The organism is Rhodoferax ferrireducens, assembly GCF_031458075.1.
In the GTDB taxonomy this organism is placed as follows: Bacteria; Pseudomonadota; Gammaproteobacteria; order Burkholderiales; family Burkholderiaceae_C; genus Rhodoferax_B; species Rhodoferax_B ferrireducens_A.
Genome location: NZ_JAVDXT010000002.1, coordinates 1,096,909 through 1,120,671, shown reverse-complemented (window position 1 = coordinate 1,120,671; position 23,763 = coordinate 1,096,909). Strand labels below are relative to the sequence as shown.

The 23,763-nt window shown below is 64.1% G+C and carries 19 protein-coding genes and 1 other RNA gene; 6 read left to right on the top strand and 14 right to left on the bottom strand.

From position 1 onward, the window contains the following. Positions 1–80: 80 nt before the first annotated feature. Positions 81–782, top strand: a complete 702-nt coding sequence (locus tag J2X19_RS14165) for a haloacid dehalogenase type II (RefSeq protein WP_310374058.1) — start codon at positions 81–83, stop codon at positions 780–782. Positions 783–858: 76 nt separating this feature from the next. Here the strand turns inward: J2X19_RS14165 and J2X19_RS14160 are convergent, their stop codons facing one another. Genes J2X19_RS14160 through J2X19_RS14145 form a run of 4 tightly spaced genes read right to left on the bottom strand, consistent with a single transcriptional unit; the run spans position 859 to position 4,785 of the window. Continuing rightward, complete coding sequence (locus J2X19_RS14160; protein WP_310374056.1) at positions 859–1,995, bottom strand: extracellular catalytic domain type 1 short-chain-length polyhydroxyalkanoate depolymerase; 1,137 nt, start codon at positions 1,993–1,995, stop codon at positions 859–861. A gap of 38 nt (positions 1,996–2,033) precedes the next feature. After that, positions 2,034–3,479 (bottom strand): exodeoxyribonuclease I, encoded by a 1,446-nt coding sequence (sbcB, locus tag J2X19_RS14155; RefSeq protein ID WP_310374054.1) that lies wholly within the window; start codon positions 3,477–3,479, stop codon positions 2,034–2,036. A 13-nt stretch (positions 3,480–3,492) separates the two neighbouring features. Continuing rightward, entirely contained in the window at positions 3,493–3,942 is a 450-nt protein-coding gene (rnhA, locus tag J2X19_RS14150) for a ribonuclease HI (protein ID WP_092755098.1), read from the bottom strand. Between the two features lie 48 nt (positions 3,943–3,990). Further along, the gene (locus tag J2X19_RS14145) at positions 3,991–4,785 is read right to left on the bottom strand and encodes a class I SAM-dependent methyltransferase (protein WP_405048653.1); all 795 of its coding nucleotides are present in this window, start codon (positions 4,783–4,785) and stop codon (positions 3,991–3,993) included. Between J2X19_RS14145 and gloB the strand changes: the two genes are divergently transcribed. Both gloB and J2X19_RS14135 read left to right on the top strand, forming a co-directional pair. Next, positions 4,784–5,551, top strand: coding sequence for a hydroxyacylglutathione hydrolase (gene gloB / locus J2X19_RS14140; protein WP_310374050.1), 768 nt, complete (start codon positions 4,784–4,786; stop codon positions 5,549–5,551). The two genes, J2X19_RS14145 and gloB, sit on opposite strands and share 2 nt — an antisense overlap. Further along, on the top strand, positions 5,551–7,065 hold the full coding sequence (locus J2X19_RS14135) for a transglycosylase SLT domain-containing protein (protein WP_310374048.1): 1,515 nt from the start codon (positions 5,551–5,553) through the stop codon (positions 7,063–7,065). The genes gloB and J2X19_RS14135 overlap by 1 nt, the downstream gene beginning before the upstream one ends. A 17-nt stretch (positions 7,066–7,082) precedes the next feature. Here the strand turns inward: J2X19_RS14135 and J2X19_RS14130 are convergent, their stop codons facing one another. From J2X19_RS14130 to gudD, 8 genes are all read right to left on the bottom strand, one after another. Next, on the bottom strand, positions 7,083–8,129 hold the full coding sequence (locus tag J2X19_RS14130) for an ABC transporter substrate-binding protein (protein ID WP_310374046.1): 1,047 nt from the start codon (positions 8,127–8,129) through the stop codon (positions 7,083–7,085). A 94-nt stretch (positions 8,130–8,223) separates the two neighbouring features. Next, a complete protein-coding gene (recR, locus tag J2X19_RS14125; protein ID WP_116606431.1) occupies positions 8,224–8,814 on the bottom strand; it encodes a recombination mediator RecR in 591 nt (196 codons plus the stop codon). Between the two features lie 83 nt (positions 8,815–8,897). Further along, positions 8,898–9,230: a YbaB/EbfC family nucleoid-associated protein gene (locus tag J2X19_RS14120; protein ID WP_092755116.1), complete on the bottom strand. Its 333-nt coding sequence runs from the start codon at positions 9,228–9,230 to the stop codon at positions 8,898–8,900. A gap of 20 nt (positions 9,231–9,250) precedes the next feature. Beyond that, positions 9,251–11,026: a DNA polymerase III subunit gamma/tau gene (gene dnaX, locus J2X19_RS14115; RefSeq protein WP_310374042.1), complete on the bottom strand. Its 1,776-nt coding sequence runs from the start codon at positions 11,024–11,026 to the stop codon at positions 9,251–9,253. 42 nt (positions 11,027–11,068) lie between these two features. Next, on the bottom strand, positions 11,069–12,346 hold the full coding sequence (locus J2X19_RS14110; protein WP_310374040.1) for a glycerate kinase type-2 family protein: 1,278 nt from the start codon (positions 12,344–12,346) through the stop codon (positions 11,069–11,071). 1 nt (position 12,347) lies between these two features. Beyond that, positions 12,348–13,259 (bottom strand): 2-hydroxy-3-oxopropionate reductase, encoded by a 912-nt coding sequence (locus J2X19_RS14105; RefSeq protein ID WP_310374038.1) that lies wholly within the window; start codon positions 13,257–13,259, stop codon positions 12,348–12,350. Positions 13,260–13,316: 57 nt separating this feature from the next. Then, the gene (locus tag J2X19_RS14100; RefSeq protein ID WP_310374036.1) at positions 13,317–14,105 is read right to left on the bottom strand and encodes an HpcH/HpaI aldolase family protein; all 789 of its coding nucleotides are present in this window, start codon (positions 14,103–14,105) and stop codon (positions 13,317–13,319) included. A gap of 249 nt (positions 14,106–14,354) precedes the next feature. Beyond that, the gene (gudD, locus tag J2X19_RS14095) at positions 14,355–15,689 is read right to left on the bottom strand and encodes a glucarate dehydratase (RefSeq protein WP_116606426.1); all 1,335 of its coding nucleotides are present in this window, start codon (positions 15,687–15,689) and stop codon (positions 14,355–14,357) included. Positions 15,690–15,864: 175 nt separating this feature from the next. Between gudD and ffs the strand changes: the two genes are divergently transcribed. Then, an RNA gene (gene ffs / locus J2X19_RS14090) (signal recognition particle sRNA small type) lies at positions 15,865–15,960 on the top strand. Between the two features lie 431 nt (positions 15,961–16,391). On the opposite strand, the gene J2X19_RS14085 is transcribed toward ffs, so the two are convergent. Then, on the bottom strand, positions 16,392–17,234 hold the full coding sequence (locus J2X19_RS14085; RefSeq protein ID WP_310374033.1) for a THxN family PEP-CTERM protein: 843 nt from the start codon (positions 17,232–17,234) through the stop codon (positions 16,392–16,394). Positions 17,235–17,770: 536 nt separating this feature from the next. Next, the gene (locus J2X19_RS14080) at positions 17,771–21,466 is read right to left on the bottom strand and encodes a hypothetical protein (protein WP_310374031.1); all 3,696 of its coding nucleotides are present in this window, start codon (positions 21,464–21,466) and stop codon (positions 17,771–17,773) included. Between the two features lie 159 nt (positions 21,467–21,625). Between J2X19_RS14080 and J2X19_RS14075 the strand changes: the two genes are divergently transcribed. Both J2X19_RS14075 and J2X19_RS14070 read left to right on the top strand, forming a co-directional pair. Next, positions 21,626–22,516 (top strand): DMT family transporter, encoded by an 891-nt coding sequence (locus J2X19_RS14075; protein WP_310374029.1) that lies wholly within the window; start codon positions 21,626–21,628, stop codon positions 22,514–22,516. A gap of 187 nt (positions 22,517–22,703) precedes the next feature. Beyond that, positions 22,704–23,738, top strand: coding sequence for a sensor domain-containing diguanylate cyclase (locus J2X19_RS14070; protein ID WP_310374026.1), 1,035 nt, complete (start codon positions 22,704–22,706; stop codon positions 23,736–23,738). Positions 23,739–23,763 lie beyond the last annotated feature (25 nt).

Below are 23,763 nucleotides of genomic sequence, written 5' to 3'. Positions count from 1 at the left end.
AGAAATCAATATTAAATCAATTTGCAAATATGCATCGCATGTTCCACAGTGCAGGCTCGATCCACCCACCGCACACCACCATGTCCCTGCACCACACACCCCGGCCGCAATGGCTGACCTTCGACTGCTACGGCACCCTGATCCAGTGGGACGAGGGGCTGCAAGCCGTCTTCGCCGAGATTCTGCGGACCAAAAACGCTCCCCACGTCGACCCGGCCACACTGATCGCCGTGTACGACCGGCACGAGCACGCGCTGGAGCAAAGCCCGCCGCACCGCTCGTTCCGCGAGGTCTCGGGCACGGCGCTGCACCTGGCGCTGGCCGAGCTGGGCTTGCCCAGCCAGGCCGACGACGGCCTGCGCCTGACCGAACGCATAGGCGCTATGCCCCCCTTCCCCGAGATGGTGGGCGCGCTGCAGCAGCTGAAGGCGCGCGGCTACCGGTTGTGCATCATCTCGAACACCGACGATGACATCATTGCCGGCAACGTGGCCCAACTGGGAGGCTGCATAGACCGGGTCATCACCGCCCAGCAAGGCGGCGCCTACAAACCTGCGCGCCAGCTGTTCGAATATGCGTATGCCCAGCTGCAGGTGGCCAAGGAGGATGTGGTCCACATCTGCGCCAGCCCGCACCTGGACCACGCGGCCGCCCGCGACATCGGCTTCCGCTGCGTCTGGATCGACCGCGGCCGGCGCAGCCCGCTACCCGACTACAGCCCCGACGCCACCCTACCCACGCTGGCCGGCGTGCCGGCGCTGTTTGACACGCTAGGCTGGTGAGCAGGGGAGCTTTTACAAAAAATACGGCCCTCGCGCATATTCCACCAGCGCAAGCAGCTATTTAAACCATAGCAAACTACGGAACGGCCCGCAGCCGCCGGTGCTTGGCGAAGAAGGCCCACAGCAGCGCGCTGGCGTCCGGCCCCACACTGTCGTTGAAGCGCAGCGTGCCATCGCCGCCGCTCCAGGCGTGCTCCAGCCCGGCAATGCGGCACACCGACACGATGGGTTTGCGGCCCACACGGTAGTCCTGCGTCTGGAAGGCATGGCGCGGGCTGCGGCCCTTGGGCCGGGCGGGACTGAGTACGGTGACCGGGGCCAGGTCGGCGATGCCATTGATGCGCAGAAACTGCTGTGCCACCTGCTGCTGGTTGACGATGCGCACCACCTTGTCGGCCTCGCCGTGCAGGATGATGGCGGGCATGCGCGGAAAGCCGCCGCCATCCGCCAACGCATGTACCGCCTGCGCCACATGGGTGCCACCGCCGGTCTGCATCGCGCCAAAGGCCGCCATGCGGTTGTCCGCGGTGCCAAACACCGGGCCGGAATGCAGGCCCACAGCGGCAATGCGAAAGGGGTAGCGCAGCGCGATGATCTGGGCCAGCGCCGCGCCGGCCGAAATGCCGGCCAGGTAGACCCGGCTTGCATCCAACCCCAACCTGGCCACCACCTGCGTGACCATACCCGCCACCAGTGCGGCCTCGCCGCCGCCATTTTGCGTGGCGCGCTGGTACCACTGCCAGCAGCGGTGGGCGTCGATGGTCAGCAGCTGCTGTGGATACAGCACCGCAAAGCCTTTGCGCTGGGCCAGCTGGTTCATGCGCGTGCCCTGGGCGAAATCCGGCGCGGTCTGGGTGCAGCCATGCAGCATGACGACCAAGGGCAAAGGTTTGAAGGCCTGCGCCGTGCTGCGCTGTGGCAGGTACAGCCAGTAACTCATACGCTGGCCGTTGGGTGCGGCGAAGAAGGAACGCGTCCAACTGCCCGGCAACATCGCCGGTGGCGCGGATTTGGCGGCGGGCTTCGCGACAGGCCTGGCCGTTGGTTGGGCGGCAGGCCTGGGCGCCGGTTTCGGGGGCGCGAGCGCTTTTTTGACCGCGGCCTTGGTCGCCTTCTTGGTCGCCACCGTCAAACTTCTGACCAGCTTCTTCTGCTGGGTCTTGGCGATACGGGTTAGGCTTTTCAACCACAGACTGCTGAGACTTCGGGCCATGGGTGCAATCCTTGGTGGTGGTGGCGTTGACCGGGCGGTCAATCTCGATCGGGGGCGATCGCTTCGGCGTAGTCGTACAAGGCACCCAGAATTTCTTCGCCGCGCTCGTCCGCGGTTTCCGACAGGGCATCGATCTCGCTGAACAGCGTGTCGATGGTGCGGGCACCGCCCTCCCCGTCAAACAGGCGTGCGGCGCGGTGTTCCTCCCAACGCTGCTGCTCTTCAGGCGACAGGCTGGCCGGGAAGTTGCGCGCACGGTAGCGGAACAGCAGCTCGTCCAGCCGGCTGTCGTCAAAGCTGCTGCGCACCTGGGCCAACTTCTCGGGCGACAGCGTGCGCAGATCGCTCAGGCGGCGGCGGTCGTGGTCGCCGACAAAGCCGCCGTACAAGTCTTCGTCCACATCGCGCGCGGGCTCGGCCGGCCGGCTGAACACCTGCGGCCAGATGGCGCTCAGGTCGGGTAACGCCCGAATCTCGGCCGCGTGGGTTCGCAGCGTATCGCCCACCAAGCCCCAGCGCGCGGCCAGCTCGGGCGTCAAGGTCTTCAGGTTGGCCACCACCATGGGCGACTTGTTCAGGTGGATGGTCTTGATCGGCAGGCGCTCTACCCCTTCAGGCAGTTCGTCGGCCTTGCTGAAGAGGCGCAGGCGGATCTCGTCGGCGTTCATGCTGCCCAGTGCGGCGGGGCTGTGCGCCAGGTCCCAGGCGATCAGTTCATTCTTGTTATTCGGGCGCATGGCCAGCGGCCACATCAGCGCAAGGCAGCCACGCTCGGCCGGGAACATGCCGGAGATATGCAGAAACGGCCGCGCCGCCTGCACCGTGGTGGGCAGGCCCAGCTCGGCCGCGACCCGGTCTTTCTTGTGCAGGCCCAGGCAGAAGTCGAACAGCTTCGGCTGGGCGTTGCGGATCAGCCGGGCCAGCGCAATGGTGGCGCGCACGTCGGACAAGGCATCGTGCGCAGCCTCGTGCAGCAGGCCGTTGGCACGGCTCAGATCTTCCAGGCGGAAGCTGGGGCCGCCTTCGGGTTTGGTGGGCCATGCTATGCCGTCGGGGCGCAATGCATAGGCGGTGCGCACCACGTCCAGCAGGTCCCAGCGGCCACAGCTGTTTTGCCATTCGCGCGCATACGGATCGATCAGATTGCGCCAGAACATGAAGCGCGTGATCTCGTCATCGAAACGGATGGTGTTGTAGCCCACGCCTATGGTGCCGGGCTGGCTGAAGGCCTGCTCGATCTGGGCCGCAAACGCGGTCTCGGGCACGCCGCGCTGCAGGCAGATCTGCGGGGTGATGCCAGTGATCAGGCAGGACTGCGGATCGGGCAGAAAGTCCGGCGCCGGCTGGCAGTACAGCATCATCGGCGCACCGATCTCGTTCAGCTCGGCATCGGTGCGGATGGCGGCGAACTGGGCCGGCCGGTCGCGCCGCGCATTGGCACCAAAGGTTTCGTAGTCGTGCCAGAGGAAGGTGTGCTCGGACATGGCCTGTCGGGGTTTAGCGCTTGGCCAGGGCCAGGTCGACGCCACGGTTCGCCAGCGCGTCGGCACGCTCGTTGCCCGGGTGGCCCGCATGGCCCTTGACCCAGCGCCATTCGATCTTGTGGCCGGCGGTGTTCACCAGCGTGTCGAGCCGCTGCCACAGGTCGACGTTCTTTACCGGCTCTTTGGAAGCGGTCATCCAGCCGCGGGACTTCCAGCCCTTGAGCCATTCGGTCATGCCCTTGAGCACGTACTGGCTGTCGATGTACAAGGTGATACTGCAAGGCTGCTTGAGTGCGCTCAGGCCCTCGATCACGGCCATCATTTCCATACGGTTATTGGTGGTGGCCAGCTCGCCGCCAAACAGTTCTTTCTCGGTACCGCCCCAGGTCAGCAAAACGCCCCAGCCGCCCGGGCCAGGGTTGCCCTTGCAGGCGCCATCGGTATACATGTCAACGTGGTTCAAACACAGCTTTCTATATCAATCAAACAGGGGTCGTTTTTACCAGATGGCTTAGCGGCCATCGTGGGCGTCACGGTGGGCTTTGCGGTTGGCGATGGGGACCGGCGCGTTGGCCAGCACCTTGGGCGCCTTCCAGCTGGGCCCCAGCAAGCGCATGCCGCGCACCCGCTTGACCGCCACCACAAAATACACAGCGCCCAGGATGGGCCAGGAGCGCTCGCCCACGCGTTCCATCCAGGCAAAGCGCTGCAGCCAGGCCTCGCTGCGCACCGACGGGCGGTAGCAGCCAAACTGCACCGATTCCACCTCGAAGCTCAGCAGGCGCAGCCAGTCGCGCAAGCGCCAGTAGCCGATGAATTCCCCGGCCTCGGGCAGGTACAGGTCGCCCACGCCGAGTCGGCGGTACATCCGGGCCCGGGTTTGCCGCAGCCCCCACAGGCTGACCGGATTGAAGCCCGAAATCACCACCCGGCCCTCGGGCACCAGCACCCGCTCGGCTTCGCGCAAAGTGGTGTGGGGGTCAGGGCTGAGTTCCAGCGCATGCGGCAGTAGCAGCAGGTCCAGGCTGCTCTCGGGGAAAGGCAGGGCCGCGAAATCGGTGACCAGGGTGGCCCGCGGGTCGACCGCCCCGCCGGCCAGAGGCGCGCGGAACGCATTGGCGGCCAGCCAACGGTGCGGTATGCGGTTATTCTGCAAGGCTGGCAACTCTGGCAGCCCGAGCTGGAGTGCATGGTAGCCAAACACGTCGGCCACAGCCTCGTCGAAGCGGCCGCCCTCCCAGTCCAGCAGGTAGCGGCCGGGCGGGGTCTTCAACCATTCGTGCAAACTTATAATTTCACTACCCATGAACTTGCTTGCCCTGCCTGCTTTTACCGACAATTACATCTGGATGTTGCACGATGGCCACCGCGCGCTGGTGGTGGACCCGGGCGACGCACAGCCCGTGTTGCACGCGCTGCAGCAGCATGGCCTGCAGTTGGACGCCATTTTAGTCACCCACCACCATGCGGACCATGTCGGTGGCGTGACCGTCCTGCGCGAAGCCACGGGCGCCAGCGTCTACGGCCCGGCGCGCGAGCGCATCCCGGAGCCCTTGCGCAAGCTGAGTCAAGGGGAGCGTGTAACAGCGTTGGGCCTGGAATTCGCGGTCATCGACGTACCCGGCCACACCGCCGGCCACATCGCCTACTACTGTGCCGACTACGAGGGCGCGCCCCTGCTGTTTTGCGGCGACACCTTGTTCTCCGGCGGCTGTGGCCGCTTGTTTGAAGGCACGCCCGCGCAAATGCTGGCTTCGCTGAGCGCGCTGGCCGCTTTACCGGGCGCAACCCGGGTCTGCTGCACCCACGAATACACTCTTAGTAACCTGAAATTTGCCCGCGCGGTGGAACCGGACAATACTGCGCTGGCTCAGTACCAGGCGCAATGTGTCGTCTTGCGTGCGGCCAACCAGCCGACGCTGCCGTCCAGCATTGCGCTGGAGCTACAGATCAACCCTTTTTTGCGCACCCGCCAGGCCACCGTACAAGACGCGGCCCGGGCGTTTGATGCAACCACCTTTGATGAAGCCAGCGTGTTAGGCGCACTTCGCACCTGGAAAAACCAGTTCTAATGAAACTTCTCTCTCTTGTCGGCCTGTCGGCGCTGTTATGGCTTACCGGCTGTGCCACCGTTGGCCCCAAAACCGATGCATCGCTGGATGCACCGGCGGCCCGCACTGACACCGCGGCCAAGCCCGGTGCCACGACCACGCCCCATACCGCGGTCTACCCACGCGGCAGCCTACAGCCCATTACCGCGGCCGAGGCCAGCTCGCGCGGCGTAGCCCAGCTGAAGCCGCCCGTCGACCTGTGGGAGCGCATCCGCCGCGGCTTTGCCATGCCGAACCTGGAGAGCGACCTGGTGTCCGACCGCGAGCAGTGGTACGCCACGCGCCCGGACTACATCCAGCGCATGACCGAGCGCTCCAGCAAATACCTGTTCCATGTGGTGGAGGAGCTGGAGCGCCGCGGCATGCCGACCGAGCTGGCCTTGCTGCCGTACATTGAGAGTGCCTTCAACCCGCAGGCGGTATCGAGCGCCAAGGCGGCGGGCATGTGGCAGTTCATGCCGGCTACCGGCAATTACTTTGAACTCAAGCAAAACCTGTTCCGCGACGACCGGCGTGACGTGCTGGCCTCGACCCGCGCCGCGCTCGACTACCTGCAAAAGCTGTACGGCATGTTTGGCGACTGGCAACTGGCGCTGGCGGCCTACAACTGGGGCGAAGGCAGCGTCAGCCGGGCCATTGCCCGCAACCAGAAGCTGGGCCTGGGCATCAGCTATAGCGAACTGAACATGCCGGCCGAAACCCGGTTGTACGTGCCCAAGCTGCAGGCGGTGAAGAACATCATCGCCAACCCCGACATGTTCCGCACCGAGCTGCCGCTGATTGAAAACCACCCCTACTTCCAGACGGTAGACCTCTCACACGACATCGACGTGGCGCTGGCCGCCAAGCTGGCCGATATCCGGCTGGAAGATTTCAAGGCCTTGAATCCATCGTCGCACCGACCGGTGATTCTGGCGGCCGGCACGCCGCAGATTCTGCTGCCCTGGGACAACGCGAATATCTTCACCCGCAACCTGGAAGCCTACAAGCAGGGCCAGTACGCCAGCTGGACCGCCTGGACCGCGCCCAGCACCATGAGCGTCAGCGCCGCAGCCCAGCAGGTTGGCATGAGCGAATACGACTTGCGCAGCGTCAACAATATTCCGCCGCGCATGCTGATCAAGGCCGGCTCGGCCCTGATCGTGCCACGCTCTGCCGCCATGCAGGATGTCAGTGGCAAAGTGGCCGATACCGCCTACCTGAGCCTGGCGCCGGAAATCGTCAACCGCAAAACCTCGGTCAAAGCCAGCAAGCGCGATACCGTGGCCAGCATCGCCAAGCGCTATGGCGTAACCGCCAGCAATGTGGCCGACTGGAACGACATCAAGACCAGTACCGCCCTGAAGGCCGGGCAGCAGGTCGTGCTGTTCCTGCCGGTGCGGCTGAGCGCCCCCAAACAACGAAGCAGTAGCACAGCCCAGGTGGTCAAATCATCCCAGGCCAAGAAGGTCGTCAAAACGCCGCGCAAGCGCTAAAACCACGCGTCTCAACCTCAAGCCCTGAAACGCTGCTTGGCACGCAGCGCAAACACATTGGTATAGGTTTTGGCCAGGTCGATCTTGGCGGCCTTGACGACCGGATCGAAGCTGCCCAGGGCTTTCAAGGCCGTCTTGGGCCCGTCCTCGGGCAGCAGGCCGTCAATGGAAATGGTTTCGCGCGACTTGTTGAACGCCGCCAAATAGGTCGCGCGATCCCCCAGGAAATAGCTTTCGGGCACCAGCTTGATGATGTCGCTGGGGCCGGCGGTTTGCAGCCATTTCAGGCCATGAACCATGGCGTTGGTGAGCGCCTGCACGGTGTTCGGGTTCTTTTGGATGAACTCTTGTGAGGCGTACAGGCAAGCGGCGGGCATGGCACTGCCAAACACCTCCAGCGTGCCTTTGAGGGTGCGGGTGTCGGCAATGATCTTGACCTCGCCCTTTTGCTCCAGCATGCCCATCACCGGGTCGATATTGCTGATCGCATCCAACTGGCCGGCACGCAAGGCCTGCAAGGCATTGGCGGCGGTTCCCACGCCAACGAAACGCACTTCATCGGATGGCACGCCGGCCCGCGCCAGCACCACGTTCGCCAGCATGTGCGCCGGTGTTCCCAGCGCCGGCACGCCTATCAATTTGCCCCGTAACTCGGCCACCGACTGGTAAGCCGGCAGATTGCGCGCACTGATACCCAGCGCAATCTGCGGCGCCCGCCCCTGCTGCACAAAGGCCTGGTAAAACTGGTTCTTGCTTTGGTGGCTGATGGTGGATTCGAAGGCACCTGCGAACACATCCACCGCACTGCCCGGCACGGTCTGCGGCGAACGCGCGCCACCTACCAGATCGCTGATCTCCAGCTCCAGGCCTTCGGCCCGGAAGTAGCCCAGTTGGTCGGCAATCGTCAGCGGCAAATGGTAGAGCGCGGCCTCGCCGTCTACCGCCAACGCCAACCTCACCTTTTCCAGCTTGTTCTGCGCACGCAGAGTCGGCGCTACCACCGCGGCGGCAACCAGGGCGGTGGAGGCTAAAAAACTGCGTCGGTGGAGTGAAGGTAAAAGCATGCGGGCGGTGTTTGCCCCAGCTTAGTGCGTGGCCGCCCAATGCACATCGGGACCATCCCCGTGCGGGTTTGTCCGTAACGCTTTGGGGTACGGGTTAACGCCGATCTACGAACGCATGGGCGATGGTGCCCAGATCCACATATTCCAGCTCGCTGCCCACGGGCACACCGCGCGCCAGCCGGGTGACTTGCAGGCCGCGGGCCTTCAGTGCCACGCTGATCACATGGGCCGTGGCCTCGCCTTCGGCGGTGAAATTGGTGGCCAGAATCACCTCTTGCACCAGGCCATTGCTGGCGCGGTCGATCAGCTTCTGCAAGCCAATATCCTTGGGCCCCACGCCGTCCAGAGGGCTGATCTTGCCCATCAGCACAAAGTACAAGCCCTTGTAAGCCGCGGTGCGCTCGACCGCTGACTGGTCGGCCGGGTTTTCCACCACGCACAACTTGGACGCGTCGCGGCTCTCGTCCTGGCAGGTATCGCAGATGTCTGCTTCGGTGAAGGTATGGCACAGCGCACAGTGCTTCACATTGCCTGCCGCCTGCATCAAGGCCTGGGCCAGCATCTGCGCGCCCTCGCGGTCGTGCTGCAGCAAATGGAAAGCCATGCGCGAAGCCGACTTCACCCCCACGCCCGGCAAACGGCGCAAGCCCTGGATCAAGGCATTCAGCGCACTGGTATCAGCCATTCGCAGCCTTTATCCAGAACGCTACAGTTTCAGTAGCTGCTCCCGCAGATTCCCTATGCGCTAGCGGCCTGAAAAGCATGTAATCAGAATGGGAATTTCATGCCACCTGGGAGGCCGGGCATGCCTGCCGTCAGCTTGCCCATTTTTTCCTGGCTGGTTTCTTCGGCCTTGCGCACGGCGGCGTTGAAGGCGGCGGCCACCAGGTCTTCCAGCATGTCCTTGTCGTCGGCCAGCAGGCTGGGGTCGATGGTGATGCGCTTGACATCGTGCTTGCAGGTCATCACGACCTTGACCAGGCCGGCGCCGGACTCACCGGTGACTTCGATGAAAGCCAGTTCGTCCTGGGCCTTCTTCATGTTGTCTTGCATGGCCTGGGCTTGCTTCATCAGGCCGGCGAGTTGTCCCTTGTTGAACATGGTGTTTCCTTGGATAAAAATTAAAGTGGTTTGAGGGTTCCGGGCACAATTTTCGCGCCGTAGTCTCGCATGAGGGACTGCACCAGCGGGTCTCCCATGATGATCTCTTCGGCGATGCGCTGTTTTTCATTTGCCGCCGCCGCATTGCGCTTGGCCGGGCTGTCGGCAACGCTACCGACTTCGACCTCCAGCGTGGCATTCGGCGTGATGGCTTCCAGGGCCACGCGCAGGCGCTCGCGGCTCATGGGCTGGCTCAGGGATTCGCGTTCGATGCGCAGCCGCCAATGGCTACCGTCTACCGCCACCAGCTGGGACTGCAAGGCCAGTTCGCGCACCAAGCCACCCACGGCATCGGCCGCCACCAGCTGCTGCACCGTGGCGTACCAGTAGTCGCCATCGGCGGTGTGTACCGGGGCCGCGGCAAGCGGGACGGGGCGCGCTTGCAGGCGTTCGCTGGGTTCACTCTGGACGCGCACGGGCAGCTCCTGCACCGCTGGCGCTGGAGCGGGTGGAACAGGTACCGGGGCCACAGCTACCGCCGCGGGAGGTGGTGGCGGCACCGCCTCGGGCACGACGGCTTTGGCCACCGCCACCGGGGCTGCCACCGGGGCCGGCACAGGAGCTGGCAAGGGCAGCGGCGCACGCGCCACCGGTTCAATCAGAGTTTTTTTTTCCGCTGAAACCCGTACCGCGCTACCCGGCTTGAAAGCCAGCAGGCGCAGCAGCACCATGGTCAGCGCCGCGTATTCGTCCGGGGCCAGGCCCAGCTCGGCACGGCCATGCAGGCACATGCTGTAGAGCAGCTGGGTTTCATCGGCCGGCATGGCGGCGGCCAGCCGGGCGGTGTCGGCGGCTTCGGGGTCGGTATCGTCGGCAGACGTGCCGGGCACGGCCTGGATCACCGCCATGCGTTGCAGCACGGCGGTCATTTCTTCGAGTGTGGAAGCGGCGCTCAGGCCGTTCAGGCGCAAGGCCTCAGCGGTTTCCACCACGGTTTTGCCGTCGCCCTGGGCCAGCGCATCGATCAGGCGGAACACATAGCTGCGGTCCACGCTGCCCAGCATCTGGCGCACGGTGGCTTCCTGCAGCTGGCCGTTGCCAAAGGCAATTGCCTGGTCGGTCAAGGACAGGGCATCGCGCATCGAGCCCCGCGCAGCCCGCGACAGCAGGCGCAAAGCCCCGGTTTCGGCCTGCACGCCCTCGGTTGCCAGCACCTGGGTCAGGTGCGACAGCACGGTTTCGGGCGCCATGGGCCGCAGGTTGAACTGCAGGCAGCGCGACAGCACGGTGACCGGCACTTTCTGCGGATCGGTGGTGGCCAGCACGAACTTCAGGTATTCGGGCGGCTCTTCCAGCGTCTTCAGCATCGCGTTGAACGCGGTGTTGGTCAGCATGTGCACTTCGTCGATCATGAAGACCTTGAAGCGCCCCTGCACCGGCTTGTAGACCGCCTGCTCCAGCAGGGCCTGGACTTCGTCTACCCCGCGGTTCGAGGCCGCATCCAGTTCGGTGTAGTCGACAAATCGGCCGCTATCAATATCAGTGCAGGCTGTGCAGACTCCACAAGGGCTGGCGGTGATTCCGCCTGTGCCGTCTACGCCCTGGCAGTTGAGCGACTTGGCCAGAATCCGCGACACCGTGGTCTTGCCCACACCGCGGGTGCCGGTGAACAGATAGGCGTGGTGCAGGCGCTGGGTGGTGAGCGCATTGCTCAGGGCTTGCACCACGTGCTCCTGCCCCACCATTTCAGTGAAATTATGCGGACGGTACTTGCGGGCGAGCACGAGATAAGACATGCAGGGATTCTAAAGGGCTGGCCGCCCCGTTTCGGCGCCGGGCTAGCCGTCGATCAGGATCGCGCGAAAGTCGTTCACATTGGTCAGGGTGGGCCCGGTGATGACCGAATCGCCCAGCGCCTGGAAGAAGCTGTGTGCGTCGTTGTTGTCCAGGCTGCTGCGCGGATTGGTGCCCAGCGCCCAGGCACGCTGCAGCGTGTCGGGGGCCATGCGGGCACCGGCGATCTCCTCGGCACCGTCCACGCCGTCGGTATCTGCCGCCAGGGCGTACACCCCGGCCAGACCGTCCAGGGCGATGGCCAGCGACAGCAAAAACTCCACATTGCGCCCGCCCCGGCCCTTGCCGCGCAGGGTCACCGTGGTTTCGCCGCCGGACAGCAGCACGCAAGGTGTACTGAACGGCTGGCCATGCACCGCGACTTGCCGGGCGATGCCGGCCAGCGCCTTGCCGATGTCGCGGGCCTCGCCCTCCAGGCTGTCGCCCAGAATGTAGGGGGTGACGCCCGCCTCGCGCGCCACCTGGGCTGCGGCTTCCAGCGCGATCTGCGGCGCGGTGATCATCCGTGTCTGGTTGCCCTGCAAACGCGGGTCGCCGGGCTTGACCGTCTCGCCCTCGCCGCTTTCCAGCACGGCGCGCACTGCGGGCGGAATATCAATCTGGTAGCGCTGCACGATGGCCAGCGCATCGGCGCAGGTGGTGGGGTCGGCCACCGTGGGGCCAGAGGCGATATCGATGGGGTTGTCGCCCGGCACGTCGGAAATCAGCAGGGTCAGCAGCTGCGCCGGATGGCAGACCGCGGCCAGACGCCCGCCCTTGAGGCTGGACAGGTGGCGGCGCACGCAGTTCATCTCGGCAATGCTGGCGCCGCTTTTCAGCAGCGCGGTGTTGACGGCCTGTTTGTCGGCCAGCGTCAGGCCCGCACCCGGCGCCACCAGCAGCGACGAGCCACCGCCAGAAATCAGCGCGATCACCAGGTCATCCGCCGTCAAGCCCGTAACCAGCTGGCGGATGCGCTCGGCCGCTTCGATTCCCGCCGCGTCCGGCACGGGGTGCGCGGCCTGCACGATCTCGATGCGCTGGCACGGCACTTCGTAGCCGTAGCGGGTGACGACCAGACCCTCCAGCGGTCCGGCCCAGTGGTCTTCCAGCGCCCGCGCCATCGCGGCCGAGGCCTTGCCCGCGCCGATCACGATGGTGCGGCCCTTGGGTGGCGCTGGCAGATGCGGCGGCAGGCACAGCGCCGGCTGGGCCGCGGCCACAGCCGCATCGAACATGCGGCGTAGCAACGCGGTCCGGTCCGTTGCGGGCATGGCCGCCATATCAGGCCCCGGCGACGGCGTGGCCGGCCATCAACTCCAACGCCTTGACCAGGGCCGAGTGGTCCAGGTCGGCCATGCCATTGGCCGCGCAGACCTGCATCAGCTGGGCCGCGCCAGCGGTTTGCGGCAGGGCCACGCCCAGCTCGCGCGCGCCCTGCAAGGCCAGGCCCAGGTCCTTCTGGTGCAGGCGGATGCGGAAACCGGGGTCGAAAGTGCGCTTGACCATGCGGTCGCCGTGCACTTCCAGAATCCGGCTGGAAGCAAAGCCACCCATCAGCGCCTGGCGCACCTTGGCCGGGTCGGCACCGGCCTTGCTGGCAAACAGCAGGGCCTCGCCCACGGCGGCGATGTTCAGCGCCACGATGATCTGGTTCGCCACCTTGGTGGTCTGGCCGTCGCCGTTGCCGCCGACCAGGGTGATGTTCTTACCCATCAGCTCCAGCAAGGGGCGCACGGTCTCGAACGCCGCCTCGGGGCCGCCGCACATGATGGTCAGCGAGGCGGCCTTGGCACCGACTTCGCCGCCGGATACCGGTGCGTCGATGTAGTCGGCACCCAGGGCGTTGATCTTCAGCGCGAAGGTCTTGGTGGCGATGGGCGAGATCGAGCTCATGTCGACGATGATCTTGCGGCTGCTACCGTCTTCCATCAGGCTGCTGGCGGACAAGCCGGTGGCGATGCCATCCTCGCCAAACAGCACGGCTTCCACGTCCGGGGTGTCGGGCACCATGGTGAACACGATGTCGGCATTGCGCGCCACCTCGGCGGCGCTGGCGCAGCGGGTGGCGCTGGACTCGGCAATGCTGGGATGCACCTTGCGCGGCGCGTGGAAGAACACCTGGTGGCCAGCCTTGACCAGATGCAAAGCCATGGGCGCGCCCATGATGCCAAGACCGATAAATCCTAATTTCATAGCTACTCCTGCAGATAGATAGCGCGCTAGCGCCTGTTTTGGTTTAAAAAATGAAAATTAGTAGCCACCCGCGCTGGCGGGTGCCACCTTTGCGCGCATCTTGGCCACCACCTGCTGTGCGCCGGCCGCCATCAGCCGTGCGTCGGAGCTGACGGTGACGAACTGAAAGCCCTTGGCAATCCGCGCTAGCGCGCCTTCGGGCGTGCCGTTGTGGATGCCGGCCACCACCCCGTGGGCTTTGGCCCGGGCCAGGATGTGGTCGATGGCCTCGGCAGCCTTGGGGTCCACTTCGTCGAACACCGGGCGGCAGCCCAGCGCCAGCGACAGATCCGACGGGCCGATGTAGATCGCGTCCAGCCCTTCGACCGACAGAATGTCGTCCAGGTTGTCCAGCGCCTTGGCGGTTTCGATCATGGCGAAGGTAACGATGGTGTCGTTGGCCTGCTCGGGGTAGTCGACGCCGCCGTACAGCAGCGCCCGCACCGGGCCGAAGCTGCGCGTGCCGCGCGGCGCATAGTGGGTGTAGGCGACCAGCTTTTGCGCGTCTTCGCGGGTGTTGACCATGGGGCAGATCACGCCATACGCGCCCGCGTCCAGCGTCTTCATCAGGATGCCGGGCTCCAACCAGGGCACGCGCACCACCGGCACGGTGTCTGTCGTCGAAATGGCTTGCAGCATGGGCAGCATGGCTTGGTAGTCCACCATGCCGTGCTGCAGGTCGATGGTGAGAGAGTCCCAGCCTTGGTGGGCCATGGTCTCCGCCGAAAAGCTGTTCGGTATGGCCAGCCAGCCATTCACGGCGGCGCCACCCGACTTCCACAGCGTGCGTAAGCGGTTCTCTCTCATGGATGCTCCTTGGTAAAAAGCCGGCGTGTAGCGCATATGCAGCTTACAACTCATATGTCGTCTGACAACATAAGCAACTATCACCGATTTCAATCCGAATTTATTTAAGGGTTTCTACTTAAATTCTCCATTTTTTAGCAACCAAGTGCATCAACACCAGCATGTTGTACGATGACATAAGCGATAAAAAAAAGCCCCGCACCCCACTGATGGGCGTGCGTGGCTGGTACGTGGTCTGTGCGCTGGCGCTTAACGGTCGAGCGCCGGGCGCTTGGGGTCGAACTTCCAGCCTGGCACCAGGTACTGCATGGCCATGGCGTCGTCGCGCGATCCCAGGCCGTGCTGCTTGTACAGCTGGTGGGCTTTTTCGACCTCGGCCATGTCCAGCTCCACGCCCAGGCCGGGCTTCTTGGGTACTTGCACCAGGCCGCCGACGATTTGCAGCGGCTCCTTGGTCAGGCGCTGGCCGTCCTGCCAGATCCAGTGCGTGTCGATGGCGGTAACACGGCCCGGCGCAGCCGCACCGACATGGGTGAACATGGCCAGGGACACATCGAAATGGTTGTTCGAATGCGAGCCCCAGGTCAGGCCCCAGTCGCGGCAGGTCTGGGCCACCCGGACCGAGCCGGCCATGGTCCAGAAATGCGGGTCAGCCAGCGGAATGTCCACCGACTGCAGCGACAGCGCATGGCTGAGCTGGCGCCAGTCGGTGGCGATCATATTGGTCGCCGTGGGCAGGCCGGTAGCGCGGCGGAACTCGGCCATCACCTCGCGGCCCGAGAAGCCCTCCTCCGCACCGCAGGGGTCTTCGGCATACGCGACCACGCCGCGCATGTCGCGCATCAGACGGATCGCGTCCTTGAGCAGCCAGCCGCCGTTCGGGTCCAGCGTGACCCGGGCCTGGGGGAAGCGCTCGTGCAGGGCCACGATGGCCTCGATCTCCTCGTCGGCCCGCAGCGCACCGCCCTTGAGCTTGAAGTCGTTGAAGCCGTAACGCTCGTAGGCCGCCTCGGCCAGGCGCACGATGGCCTCCGGCGTCATCGCCTTTTCATGGCGCAGACGCGACCAGGCGTTGTCGGCACCGGGCTCGCTCGCATAGGGCAGATCGGTCTTGGCCTTGTCGCCTACATAGAACAGGTAGCCCAGCATCTCCACCGCATCGCGCTGCTGGCCTTCGCCCAGCAAAGCCGCGACCGGCACTTCGAGGTGCTGGCCCAGCAAGTCCAGCAGCGCCGACTCGATGGCCGTGACGGCATGGATGGTGGTGCGCAGATCAAAGGTCTGTAGGCCGCGCCCGCCGCTGTCGCGGTCGGCGAACTGTTTTTGCACCTGCTGCAGCACGCGTTGGTGCGAGCCAATAGGCTGGCCAACGACCAGCGGACGCGCATCTTCCAGCGTCTGGCGGATTTTCTCGCCGCCGGGCACCTCGCCTACGCCCGTGCGGCCGGCGTTGTCGGTCAGGATCAGCAGGTTGCGGGTAAAAAACGGGCCATGGGCGCCGCTGAGGTTCAACAGCATGCTGTCGCGCCCAGCGACAGGGATCACGCGCAGTTCGGTAATGACAGGGGTGGAATAAGTGGACATAAATAATCTCTGCTGCTTCAGATAAGAGTAGTTTGGAAAACCTGCATGCCAATGTTAACGATAACAAGACGGCAAAGCAAGCCGTGCTACGCACACAGTTTTCGGGGAAGAGAGACTTACAGGGAGATACAGCACGAAAAGCAGATGGGCTCTCGTGTCGCTTACAATAGCGCTTGACGGGCCTTCCCGCATGGTGAAGCGGCCAACCGGGTCAGGTGGGGAACCAAGCAGCCCTAACTGTGGAGCCAGTGCCGGGGTAAGGTTCGTCAACTAATTTCCAGAATAGTCAATGCGGGTGTGGAGTTAAGGCAATACGCTCCCCCAGCACCCCGACTGTGTACCTTAGCCGCGCCAGGCGCCCAGAGTCCGCCAATCAAGCTTAATAGCGCGGACACGAAAAGAGCTACAGGCGCACACGGCATGCTGCCCCCCATTGGCAGCGCACCGTGAAGCTTTCCAGAACCTCAACAATCCGTTTTCGGAAAAGCTGGGCACACCCGTTTGCTCGGCACTTTGACAACCTCAAAGCCAACGCAAAGGCCTTAAGACTCAGCACGAGTCAGGGGTGAAAGAGCTAAAAACGGCACCTGTACCGAAGGAGCAGGGAATATCTCCCCTGAACTCCTTTTAAGACTCCAAAACGCCTCCCAAAAATTACAGCGAAGCTATTTATTTTAAAAATAGCTCCGCCTGCATTTCTTGTTAAATTGTGCGGCGACGAGCCAACCAACCCAACACCGCCAACGCAGCCCCCATTAATGGCAATGTACCTGGCTCTGGCACATCGGTAAATGGCGTGGACGTAATGAGTATCTTGAAGTCGGCTGTCGTGCTTTGATTCTCTGCCGTTTCGAAACCCCGGCAACCAATAGCAGCACCTGCCGATAAACAAGCCGCATTCGACAAGGTGCCAAAGCCATCCGCAAAGAAGCTGACAAAATAGGGCTCGGGATCAAGACCGCCGGTAGCCCCGTCGGAATCGTAAAAAAGCGGGAAGTTGAGCGCGTTATTACTGATAACAAAAATATCGGCGCAACCATTTGCATTGACGCCACCAGAGCCTACCAGCGCACCATCGGCGCAAACCCCACCCGTGCCGCCATTCGGTGTTTCGAGGAACCTAACGCCAAAAGTTATATCGCCAAGGATTGTGCTACCCACGCTTGGAGCAAACGACTGCAGCGTTAGCGAAGCCAGAATGTCAACAGAGGCAAGAGAGTTGGAGGGAGTTGCCGCCGGGATCGGAAAATTGTCGTGGGTGATCTGAACCGTGGAAGTCAAGACCCCCGTAGGTACGAGGATCGGAGCCACCGAATTGGTAATGATCAATCCACTTTGTTGCGTTGCATCACCCCAATGCAGCTGTGTATTGCCAGCGCTCAGAACCGGAAAGGGATAGGTATTTGAGCTAGGCAGAACAGACGCAGGTACAAATGTAGCGGTATCGGTGACGGTCCATTGTGTAACCAGGGGCGACGCTTGCGCGAAACCTGTACACAACGCGAGAGCCACGAGCGTTTTGCTGGCGAATTTTAGAGTTTTCATTTTGTCTCCAATCACGTCCTACGTTGGAAATAAACCGCTGCTGAACCCCATCAACATTGCAGCAGTCGCCCAACCAAAATAAAGCATATCCTGTGCCAAAATCCAGTGAAATAAAATTCACCAACAAAATCATAGGCATACAAAATTATTCTGCAAACCATAAGCAAGCACATATTTCAAATGGAAGAATATTCGACATATTCCCACGCAATGTAATTCATGTAAAAAATCTTTAGAAACGTTATTTAAAATAACAAAATTAGCAAAAATCAACCCGACATCTAAAAAATTTTCCCACAACTAAATCAAAAAATTCAAAAACGTATTCATTCTTATTTTCATTAACCATCCTCTTTAGAGCATTATTTAAATCAAATAGAGGGGCAAAATTTGCAAAATTGGCCAGTTTTTGAACATATAAGCTTTAACCGAACACAACGGTCCAAAAATGGGAGCTCAAAACCAAACTATGGCGTGCAACCGGGCCTGGCCGGTAGGCGAAGGAGCCAGATCAAGGCGTTGTGTACGCCAGCCCGTCAATGCTCCATCGCCGTGGCAATGGCCGTGCTTTGCACGGCTATCGGCGGCAGCCATAGCTCGATCACCCCGGGCGTAGGCGTGAGGCGCCTGGGCAGGTCGCGCAGCCATACGGCGTCCTTGGCCTCAACCCCCAGTTGCGGGCCCCAGGCGGAACGCACCCAGGGCACCAGGGCTTTGGCGCAATCCTGGTAATGCGCTTGCTGCTCCGGGTCGGCCGCATCGTGCAGCACGAACGTGGGCTTGGCCCAGGGGATGGGCCGACGCTGCTGCCGCACATCGGCGCTGCGCACCACATTTTCCACCGGCGCCACCTGCACGGCAGGGCCGGCCACGCCTTGCAGCAGCGCGCGCAGCTTGGCAGCCACCGACTGCGAGGCTTCGTCGTAGACCTGGATGTAGAGCGTGGTTTTCCTATTGGCGCGGGCACAGGCTGCTACTACGGCCGGGTCCTGCGTTACTGGCGCCGGTGCGGTGGCCAGCGGCGGCACCGGTGTACCAGTGGGCGGCGTGCCTGCTGCGACGGGGGGCGGATACATGTTGAACGGGTCCACGCCGGCCGTCACTTGTGGGCGCGGCCCCAGCAGCGCCTGCAGGCTGTCCATGCTCCAGCTGCTCCGCAATGCCTGCAGCACCTTGTCACCGCTCCTGGCCTGGCCCTCCGGCTTCTCGCTCGGCTGCCAGTAGTCCATGGCGGTGTTCTGCACCTTCTTCAGGATGCCGGTGCACAGATCGGTTTGCATGCGCTTGTAGCTGGCCTGGCACAGATCGGACGGCGTGATGCTGGACGCCGGCACCGCACACTCCTCCTCCATCAGCACCGCCAGTCGGCCGACGGCCGCCGCATCCTGTTTGCGCAGATTGGGCGAACCGCGCCGGTCCAGCAGGTCCTGGATCTGCGCCAGTGCGTGCACCGACGGATTCGGGCAGGCCCGGGTCTGCTGCAATTTGCCGACGCTGTCCGACACCTTTTCCAGCAGCCGGCTGGTTTCGGTCTGGTCGTCGCGGGTTTGCCGCACCAGCTGGTCCTGCACCTGCCACAGCGACAGCACCAGTGTGCCGGACGCGCCCACACCCAAGGTGGTGCCGATGGCCGTGGCCCGCGCGCCACGCCGCCACAGGGGTTCGGTTTTGGCCGCCTCGGCGGGCTTGGCGCCACCCAAGCGGGCCGCCACTGCCAGGCTGTGGTGGGCTGGCCGGCTCCAGCCGGGCAGCAGGGTCAGCCAGGTGTCGGTGAGCGCGCGGCCAAAATCCTCGCCCAGGCGGTGGTAGCTCTCCCACTGGGCTTCGTCGAACGACTGGTCCGAGGTGGACTCGTGCGGAAACGTGCTGTGCTTCTGGGCATAGGCCAGCACGTCCACGTCCAGCGCGTCGTGCAGATTCGGCTTGACCACCAGCAGCGTGCCCTCGGGCCGCACCAGCGTGCCGTCCAGGCCTGGCCGCTCGCGGTAGCGGATGCGGGCCAGCAGCACGCCGCGGCAGGAATGGTTGTTGGCCATGTCCTCGGGCGACAGCACCGTAACCTCGCGGTTTTCTTGCACCAGCATGCGCACCGCCTCGGCGTGGCTGTAGAACTCGATCTCGGCACCGAAGTCGATGCGCGCCTTGCGCACCAGGTTCTCCAGGTCGCCAAACTCGTAGTCCACGTCGCAGCTGGCGTCGGACAGGATGATGAAGTCCAGCTCGCGCTTCAGCAGCGCATAGACGCCGGTGTTCTCAAAATGCCCGCCATCGGACAAATACCACCAGGGCCGGTCCTCGCCGTAAAACTCGGCAAACACCTCGCTGGCCAGCATCACCGGCTTGGGGCACCAGTGCCAGCCCATATGGCTACCCCAGCGCAGCTTGGGCGATGGACACGGCGCCTGCATCCAATGGCCCAGGCGCACACCCAGCAGGTACAGCAGCAGGGCCAGCCCGGTCGAGGTGTACGAGCCCGCGCCCGGCGACGCCGCCGCACCCGACACCGCCACCCAGCGCCCCAGCGTACCCACGTCCTGCTCGTCCCGCAGCGGGATGAAGGCACGCGGCCCGACCTCGAAGCCGCGGCAGGTGGCCGTCATCGCCGCGCCCTTGCGGTCGGCGTTGTACAGGCCGCTGCGGTCGTCCACGGTCTGGTTCAGGCAGGCGTTGACCAGGTGGATCGGCCCGCCCTGCTGCTCGGGGCTGTAATGCTGCAGGCCCAGGTCGTCGCCCTCCACCACCGTGGTCACATCGGGGCGCGGCACGCCGTGCTGGTTCAGCTGGCGCGCCGGGTTGCCCACGGCCATGTAAGCGCGGGTCAGCCGGGCCCGGTAGAAGCTGTGCAGCGACGAGGCATTGGCCATCTGCGCATTGCCCGCCGTCAAGCCCACCCACAGCAGCACCAGGATCAGCAGCAGCAGCGCGCGCAGGGTCGGCGGCACGTCGACAAACGGGTCGAAGGTGTTTTGCGCAAACACAAACCACTGCACCAGCACCACCCAGCCAAACACCAGCAACGCGCAACCCAGCAGGCTCACCAGGTTGACCGCGCGCGGCAGCCAGTCGCGGCCCTGCTTATTGGTTTCCGCCGCCATCTGCTGCAGCGGCTGGACCAGATTGCGCAGCACCAGCAGGCCCACGCCGCCGGCCCCCACGCTGCCCAGCAGCCAGGATTTGTCCGGCTGCAGCACCACCGTCAGCAGGAAGTTCCAGCTCAGCCAGTCGATCACGCCCAGGGCCACCAGGCCCAGCACCACCTTCAGGTACAAGCGCAAGGCCGTCGTCAGCACGTGGCGGATGCGCGCCACCAGCAGCGACTGCGACTGGCGCGAACCCCATTGCCAGAACATCACCACCGCCTGCCCGACTGCCAGCGATGACAGGCCCACCGCGCAGGCCGACAGCCAGCTCGGCCCCTCGCGCACCGAGGTCTCCAGCCCCACGCTCCAGGCCACCGACCCCACCCCCACGGCCACGCCGCCAGCGACCAGCAGAAACAACACCTCGCGCAGCCGCGGGCCGGGGTGCATGGTGCCGCCGTGCAGCGGCGGTTCGCGCGCCGCCCAGTAGCCAGCGATCAGCCCCGGCACGCCCAGCAAGGCCACCAGCAGCGCCAGCACCCACCAGGGCGTGCCCCAGGGCTCCCAGGCGCCCCACCACTGCCAGCGGTGGTGCAGCAAATGCGGCAGCACGATCACCAGCCCGCCGAGCACGCAGGCAAACATGAACTCCATATGGATCGCCATCCAGGCGCGCAGATAGGTGGCGATGGCGATGCCGGTGTCGCGCGAGCCGGCCGGGTTCAGGTAGCGGCCATTGCGGCGCAACCAGTTCAGCACCGGCGAACCGCTGTCGGCCATCAGCTGCTGCGCCGCCCGCATGCCGTAGGTGGCGACCAGCCGGCCCCACATCGCCCCGGTGTAGCCGCCGCCGGAGACGGTGGACAAATAATCCAGCCGGCCCAGCAGGCCGTCGCGCGACAGGCTGGGCGGCGCCGTCGGGTCGGCCGTGCGGTTGTGCGACAGGCCGCGCATCAGCCCCAGCGCAAAGGTGGCGCTGCGCACCCCGCCGCCCGACAAGGCCAGGCCGACCTTGGGCAAGCCATGGTCGCTGGGCGGCTTGGCCTCGTCCGCCCCCGGCGTGCCCAGCAGCAGCTGCCGGCGCGCCACAATCGCGGCCTGTTCCAGCGCCGTCAAGGCTTCCAGGCTGTCTGCGGGGGCGGGTGTGGGCATGGTGGTCTCCGGCGGTCGCACAGGCTCACCATTCTGAACCTGCACCTGCGCCAGCGCATCCCCTGAATGCGCTACGGTCGCAGCCGATAATTGCTATACATTAGATAGCTACCCGTGCAGTTGCAATCAGCGCCAACTGCTTAAATTTCATATAAATCCATGTTCCCAAGACTCCAAGGCCGCTGGCGTGCGCTGGCCGGCAATACCCGCGGCGTGCTGTTTGTGATGCTGGCCATGCTCTGCTGGTCGGTACTCGATGCGTGTAACAAACAGTTGATGGCCACCGGCATCACGCCCAAACAGGTGCTGTTTCTGCAGGCCACGGTGGTGCTGCTGATGGTGGCGCCCATCGTCGCCTGGACCCGCGGCCGCGTCATCCAAACCCGCAACCCGCGCATGCACCTGCTGCGTGCCGGCTTCATCGTCACCTCGGCTGCCTGCGCGGCCTGGGCGGTGTCGCACCTGCCGCTGGCCGAAGCCAGCGCCTACCTGATGACCGGATCGCTGTTCATGCTGCCGCTGGGCGTCTGGCTGCTAGGCGAGCAGCCGCACTGGCTGCGCTGGCTGGGTGTGGCCGTGGGCTTTGGCGGCGTGCTGGCCATCGTGCAACCCGGCTCGGCCGCCTTCCAGTCGGCGGCCCTGGTGGCCTTGTTTGGCGCACTGATGGAGGCCATGCTGGGCGTGGTGCTGAAGAAATACTCGAGCCACGAACACCCGATGGCGGTGCTGACCTGGAGCCAGACCGCCTGTTGGCTGTGCTTTGGCGTGCTCAGCGGCTTCGCCCTGCCCAGCGTGCCCATGGACCTGTGGCCGCTGCTGCCGGTGATCGGCCTGTCGGCCTCCGGCATTTACCTGGCCTATTTTTACGCCTACCGCTCGGGCGACGCCTCGGCGGTGGAGGCCGGCAGCTTCTCGCTGCTGCTGTTCAGCCCGACCCTGGGCTACGTCTTCTTCAACGAAACCCCGGCCGCCGCCTTCTGGGCTGGCGCCGGCCTGCTGGTCTGCGGCATTGCGCTGGTGATCGTCGAGCCATCCGGCCACGCCAAATAAGCAGATTGCTACTATTTATATAGCTTCCTGCGCAGCATTTACAAGGGCTAGAAACCCAAACAGCCCCATTTCGCCCCGATGGATTCGGTAATTTTTGCTTACCACAATCATTACAATCTACAGAGATATGCCTACACCATAGCGAGGGTATATGACGGAAAATATCCCCAATATTGGGGATGTTTCCATGGATTTCTTGCTTCACCGACTCTCACAGTCCATGTCCTCGGCCAGGACACTGGAGGAGCTGACACGCCCACTGCTGGAAATGCTGGAATCGGTCACCGGCATGGAGTCGACCTACCTGACCACGATTGACCTCGACAAAGGCCTGCAGCACGTGCTGTTCGCCCGCAACTCCCAGCAGTTGGTGATTCCCGAAGGCATCAGCGTGCCCTGGAACGACACCTTGTGCAAGCGCGCGATGGACGAAAAGCGCTTCTTTACCGATGACGTAGCCGGCTGCTGGGGCGATTCGGAAGCCGCACGGGCACTGGGCATACAGACGTATGTGAGCGTGCCGGTGACCATGGACGACGGCGGCCTGTACGGCACGCTGTGCGCCGCCAGCTCCAGCCAGCAGCCGATGGCGCCCAATGCCGAACATGTGCTGCGGTTGTTCGCCCGCCTGATCGCCCAGCACATCGACCGGGAACGGCTGCTCGACCAGTTGGGCAAGGCCAATATCGAACTGGCCTCGTATGCCCTGACCGACGCGCTGACCGGTCTGCCGAACCGGCGCTCGCTGATCGCCGAACTGGGCCGCACCCTGGCGCGCGCGCAGCGCGATGGCACCGGGGTGCTGGTGAGCTTCATTGATTTCGACGGCTTTAAAGAGATCAACGACACCCATGGCCACGACGTGGGCGACCAGTTTCTGGTAGCCATGGCGCAGAGCATGTCGAACAACCTGCGCGCCGGCGATGTGCTTGCACGCTTCGGCGGCGACGAATTCGTCTATGTGGGCCGCGGCCCCAGCCTGGGCGACCGGAGCAACAAAAACACTGTGCGCCAACTGCAGGAACGCATGACACAGCAATGCACCACCCGGCTGCAGCTGGGCGGCGTGGAGATCGACTGCGGCGGCGCCAGCGTCGGCGTGGTGCTGGTCGACCCGCATGCGACCAGCGCCGAAAAAGCCCTGACCCAGGCCGATGCCGCCATGTACGAAGTCAAGCGCGCACGCCGCATCGAGCGCGACTCGCAGCTGCAGGCCTTGTAGCCACCCTGCCCGTTGCGACCCACTG

Bases quoted from the DNA above. Each gene is read 5' to 3' on its own strand.
- J2X19_RS14070 (WP_310374026.1), top strand. From the start codon at position 22,704: ATGGATTTCTTGCTTCACCGACTCTCACAGTCCATGTCCTCGGCCAGG.
- J2X19_RS14135 (WP_310374048.1), top strand. From the start codon at position 5,551: ATGAAACTTCTCTCTCTTGTCGGCCTGTCGGCGCTGTTATGGCTTACC.
- J2X19_RS14165 (WP_310374058.1), top strand. From the start codon at position 81: ATGTCCCTGCACCACACACCCCGGCCGCAATGGCTGACCTTCGACTGC.
- sbcB (WP_310374054.1), bottom strand. From the start codon at position 3,479: ATGTCCGAGCACACCTTCCTCTGGCACGACTACGAAACCTTTGGTGCC.
- dnaX (WP_310374042.1), bottom strand. From the start codon at position 11,026: ATGTCTTATCTCGTGCTCGCCCGCAAGTACCGTCCGCATAATTTCACT.
- J2X19_RS14160 (WP_310374056.1), bottom strand. From the start codon at position 1,995: ATGGCCCGAAGTCTCAGCAGTCTGTGGTTGAAAAGCCTAACCCGTATC.
- gudD (WP_116606426.1), bottom strand. From the start codon at position 15,689: ATGTCCACTTATTCCACCCCTGTCATTACCGAACTGCGCGTGATCCCT.
- J2X19_RS14085 (WP_310374033.1), bottom strand. From the start codon at position 17,234: ATGAAAACTCTAAAATTCGCCAGCAAAACGCTCGTGGCTCTCGCGTTG.
- J2X19_RS14130 (WP_310374046.1), bottom strand. From the start codon at position 8,129: ATGCTTTTACCTTCACTCCACCGACGCAGTTTTTTAGCCTCCACCGCC.
- J2X19_RS14100 (WP_310374036.1), bottom strand. From the start codon at position 14,105: ATGAGAGAGAACCGCTTACGCACGCTGTGGAAGTCGGGTGGCGCCGCC.
- recR (WP_116606431.1), bottom strand. From the start codon at position 8,814: ATGGCTGATACCAGTGCGCTGAATGCCTTGATCCAGGGCTTGCGCCGT.
- J2X19_RS14110 (WP_310374040.1), bottom strand. From the start codon at position 12,346: ATGGCGGCCATGCCCGCAACGGACCGGACCGCGTTGCTACGCCGCATG.
- J2X19_RS14120 (WP_092755116.1), bottom strand. From the start codon at position 9,230: ATGTTCAACAAGGGACAACTCGCCGGCCTGATGAAGCAAGCCCAGGCC.
- J2X19_RS14080 (WP_310374031.1), bottom strand. From the start codon at position 21,466: ATGCCCACACCCGCCCCCGCAGACAGCCTGGAAGCCTTGACGGCGCTG.
- J2X19_RS14075 (WP_310374029.1), top strand. From the start codon at position 21,626: ATGTTCCCAAGACTCCAAGGCCGCTGGCGTGCGCTGGCCGGCAATACC.
- gloB (WP_310374050.1), top strand. From the start codon at position 4,784: ATGAACTTGCTTGCCCTGCCTGCTTTTACCGACAATTACATCTGGATG.
- J2X19_RS14145 (WP_405048653.1), bottom strand. From the start codon at position 4,785: ATGGGTAGTGAAATTATAAGTTTGCACGAATGGTTGAAGACCCCGCCC.
- J2X19_RS14105 (WP_310374038.1), bottom strand. From the start codon at position 13,259: ATGAAATTAGGATTTATCGGTCTTGGCATCATGGGCGCGCCCATGGCT.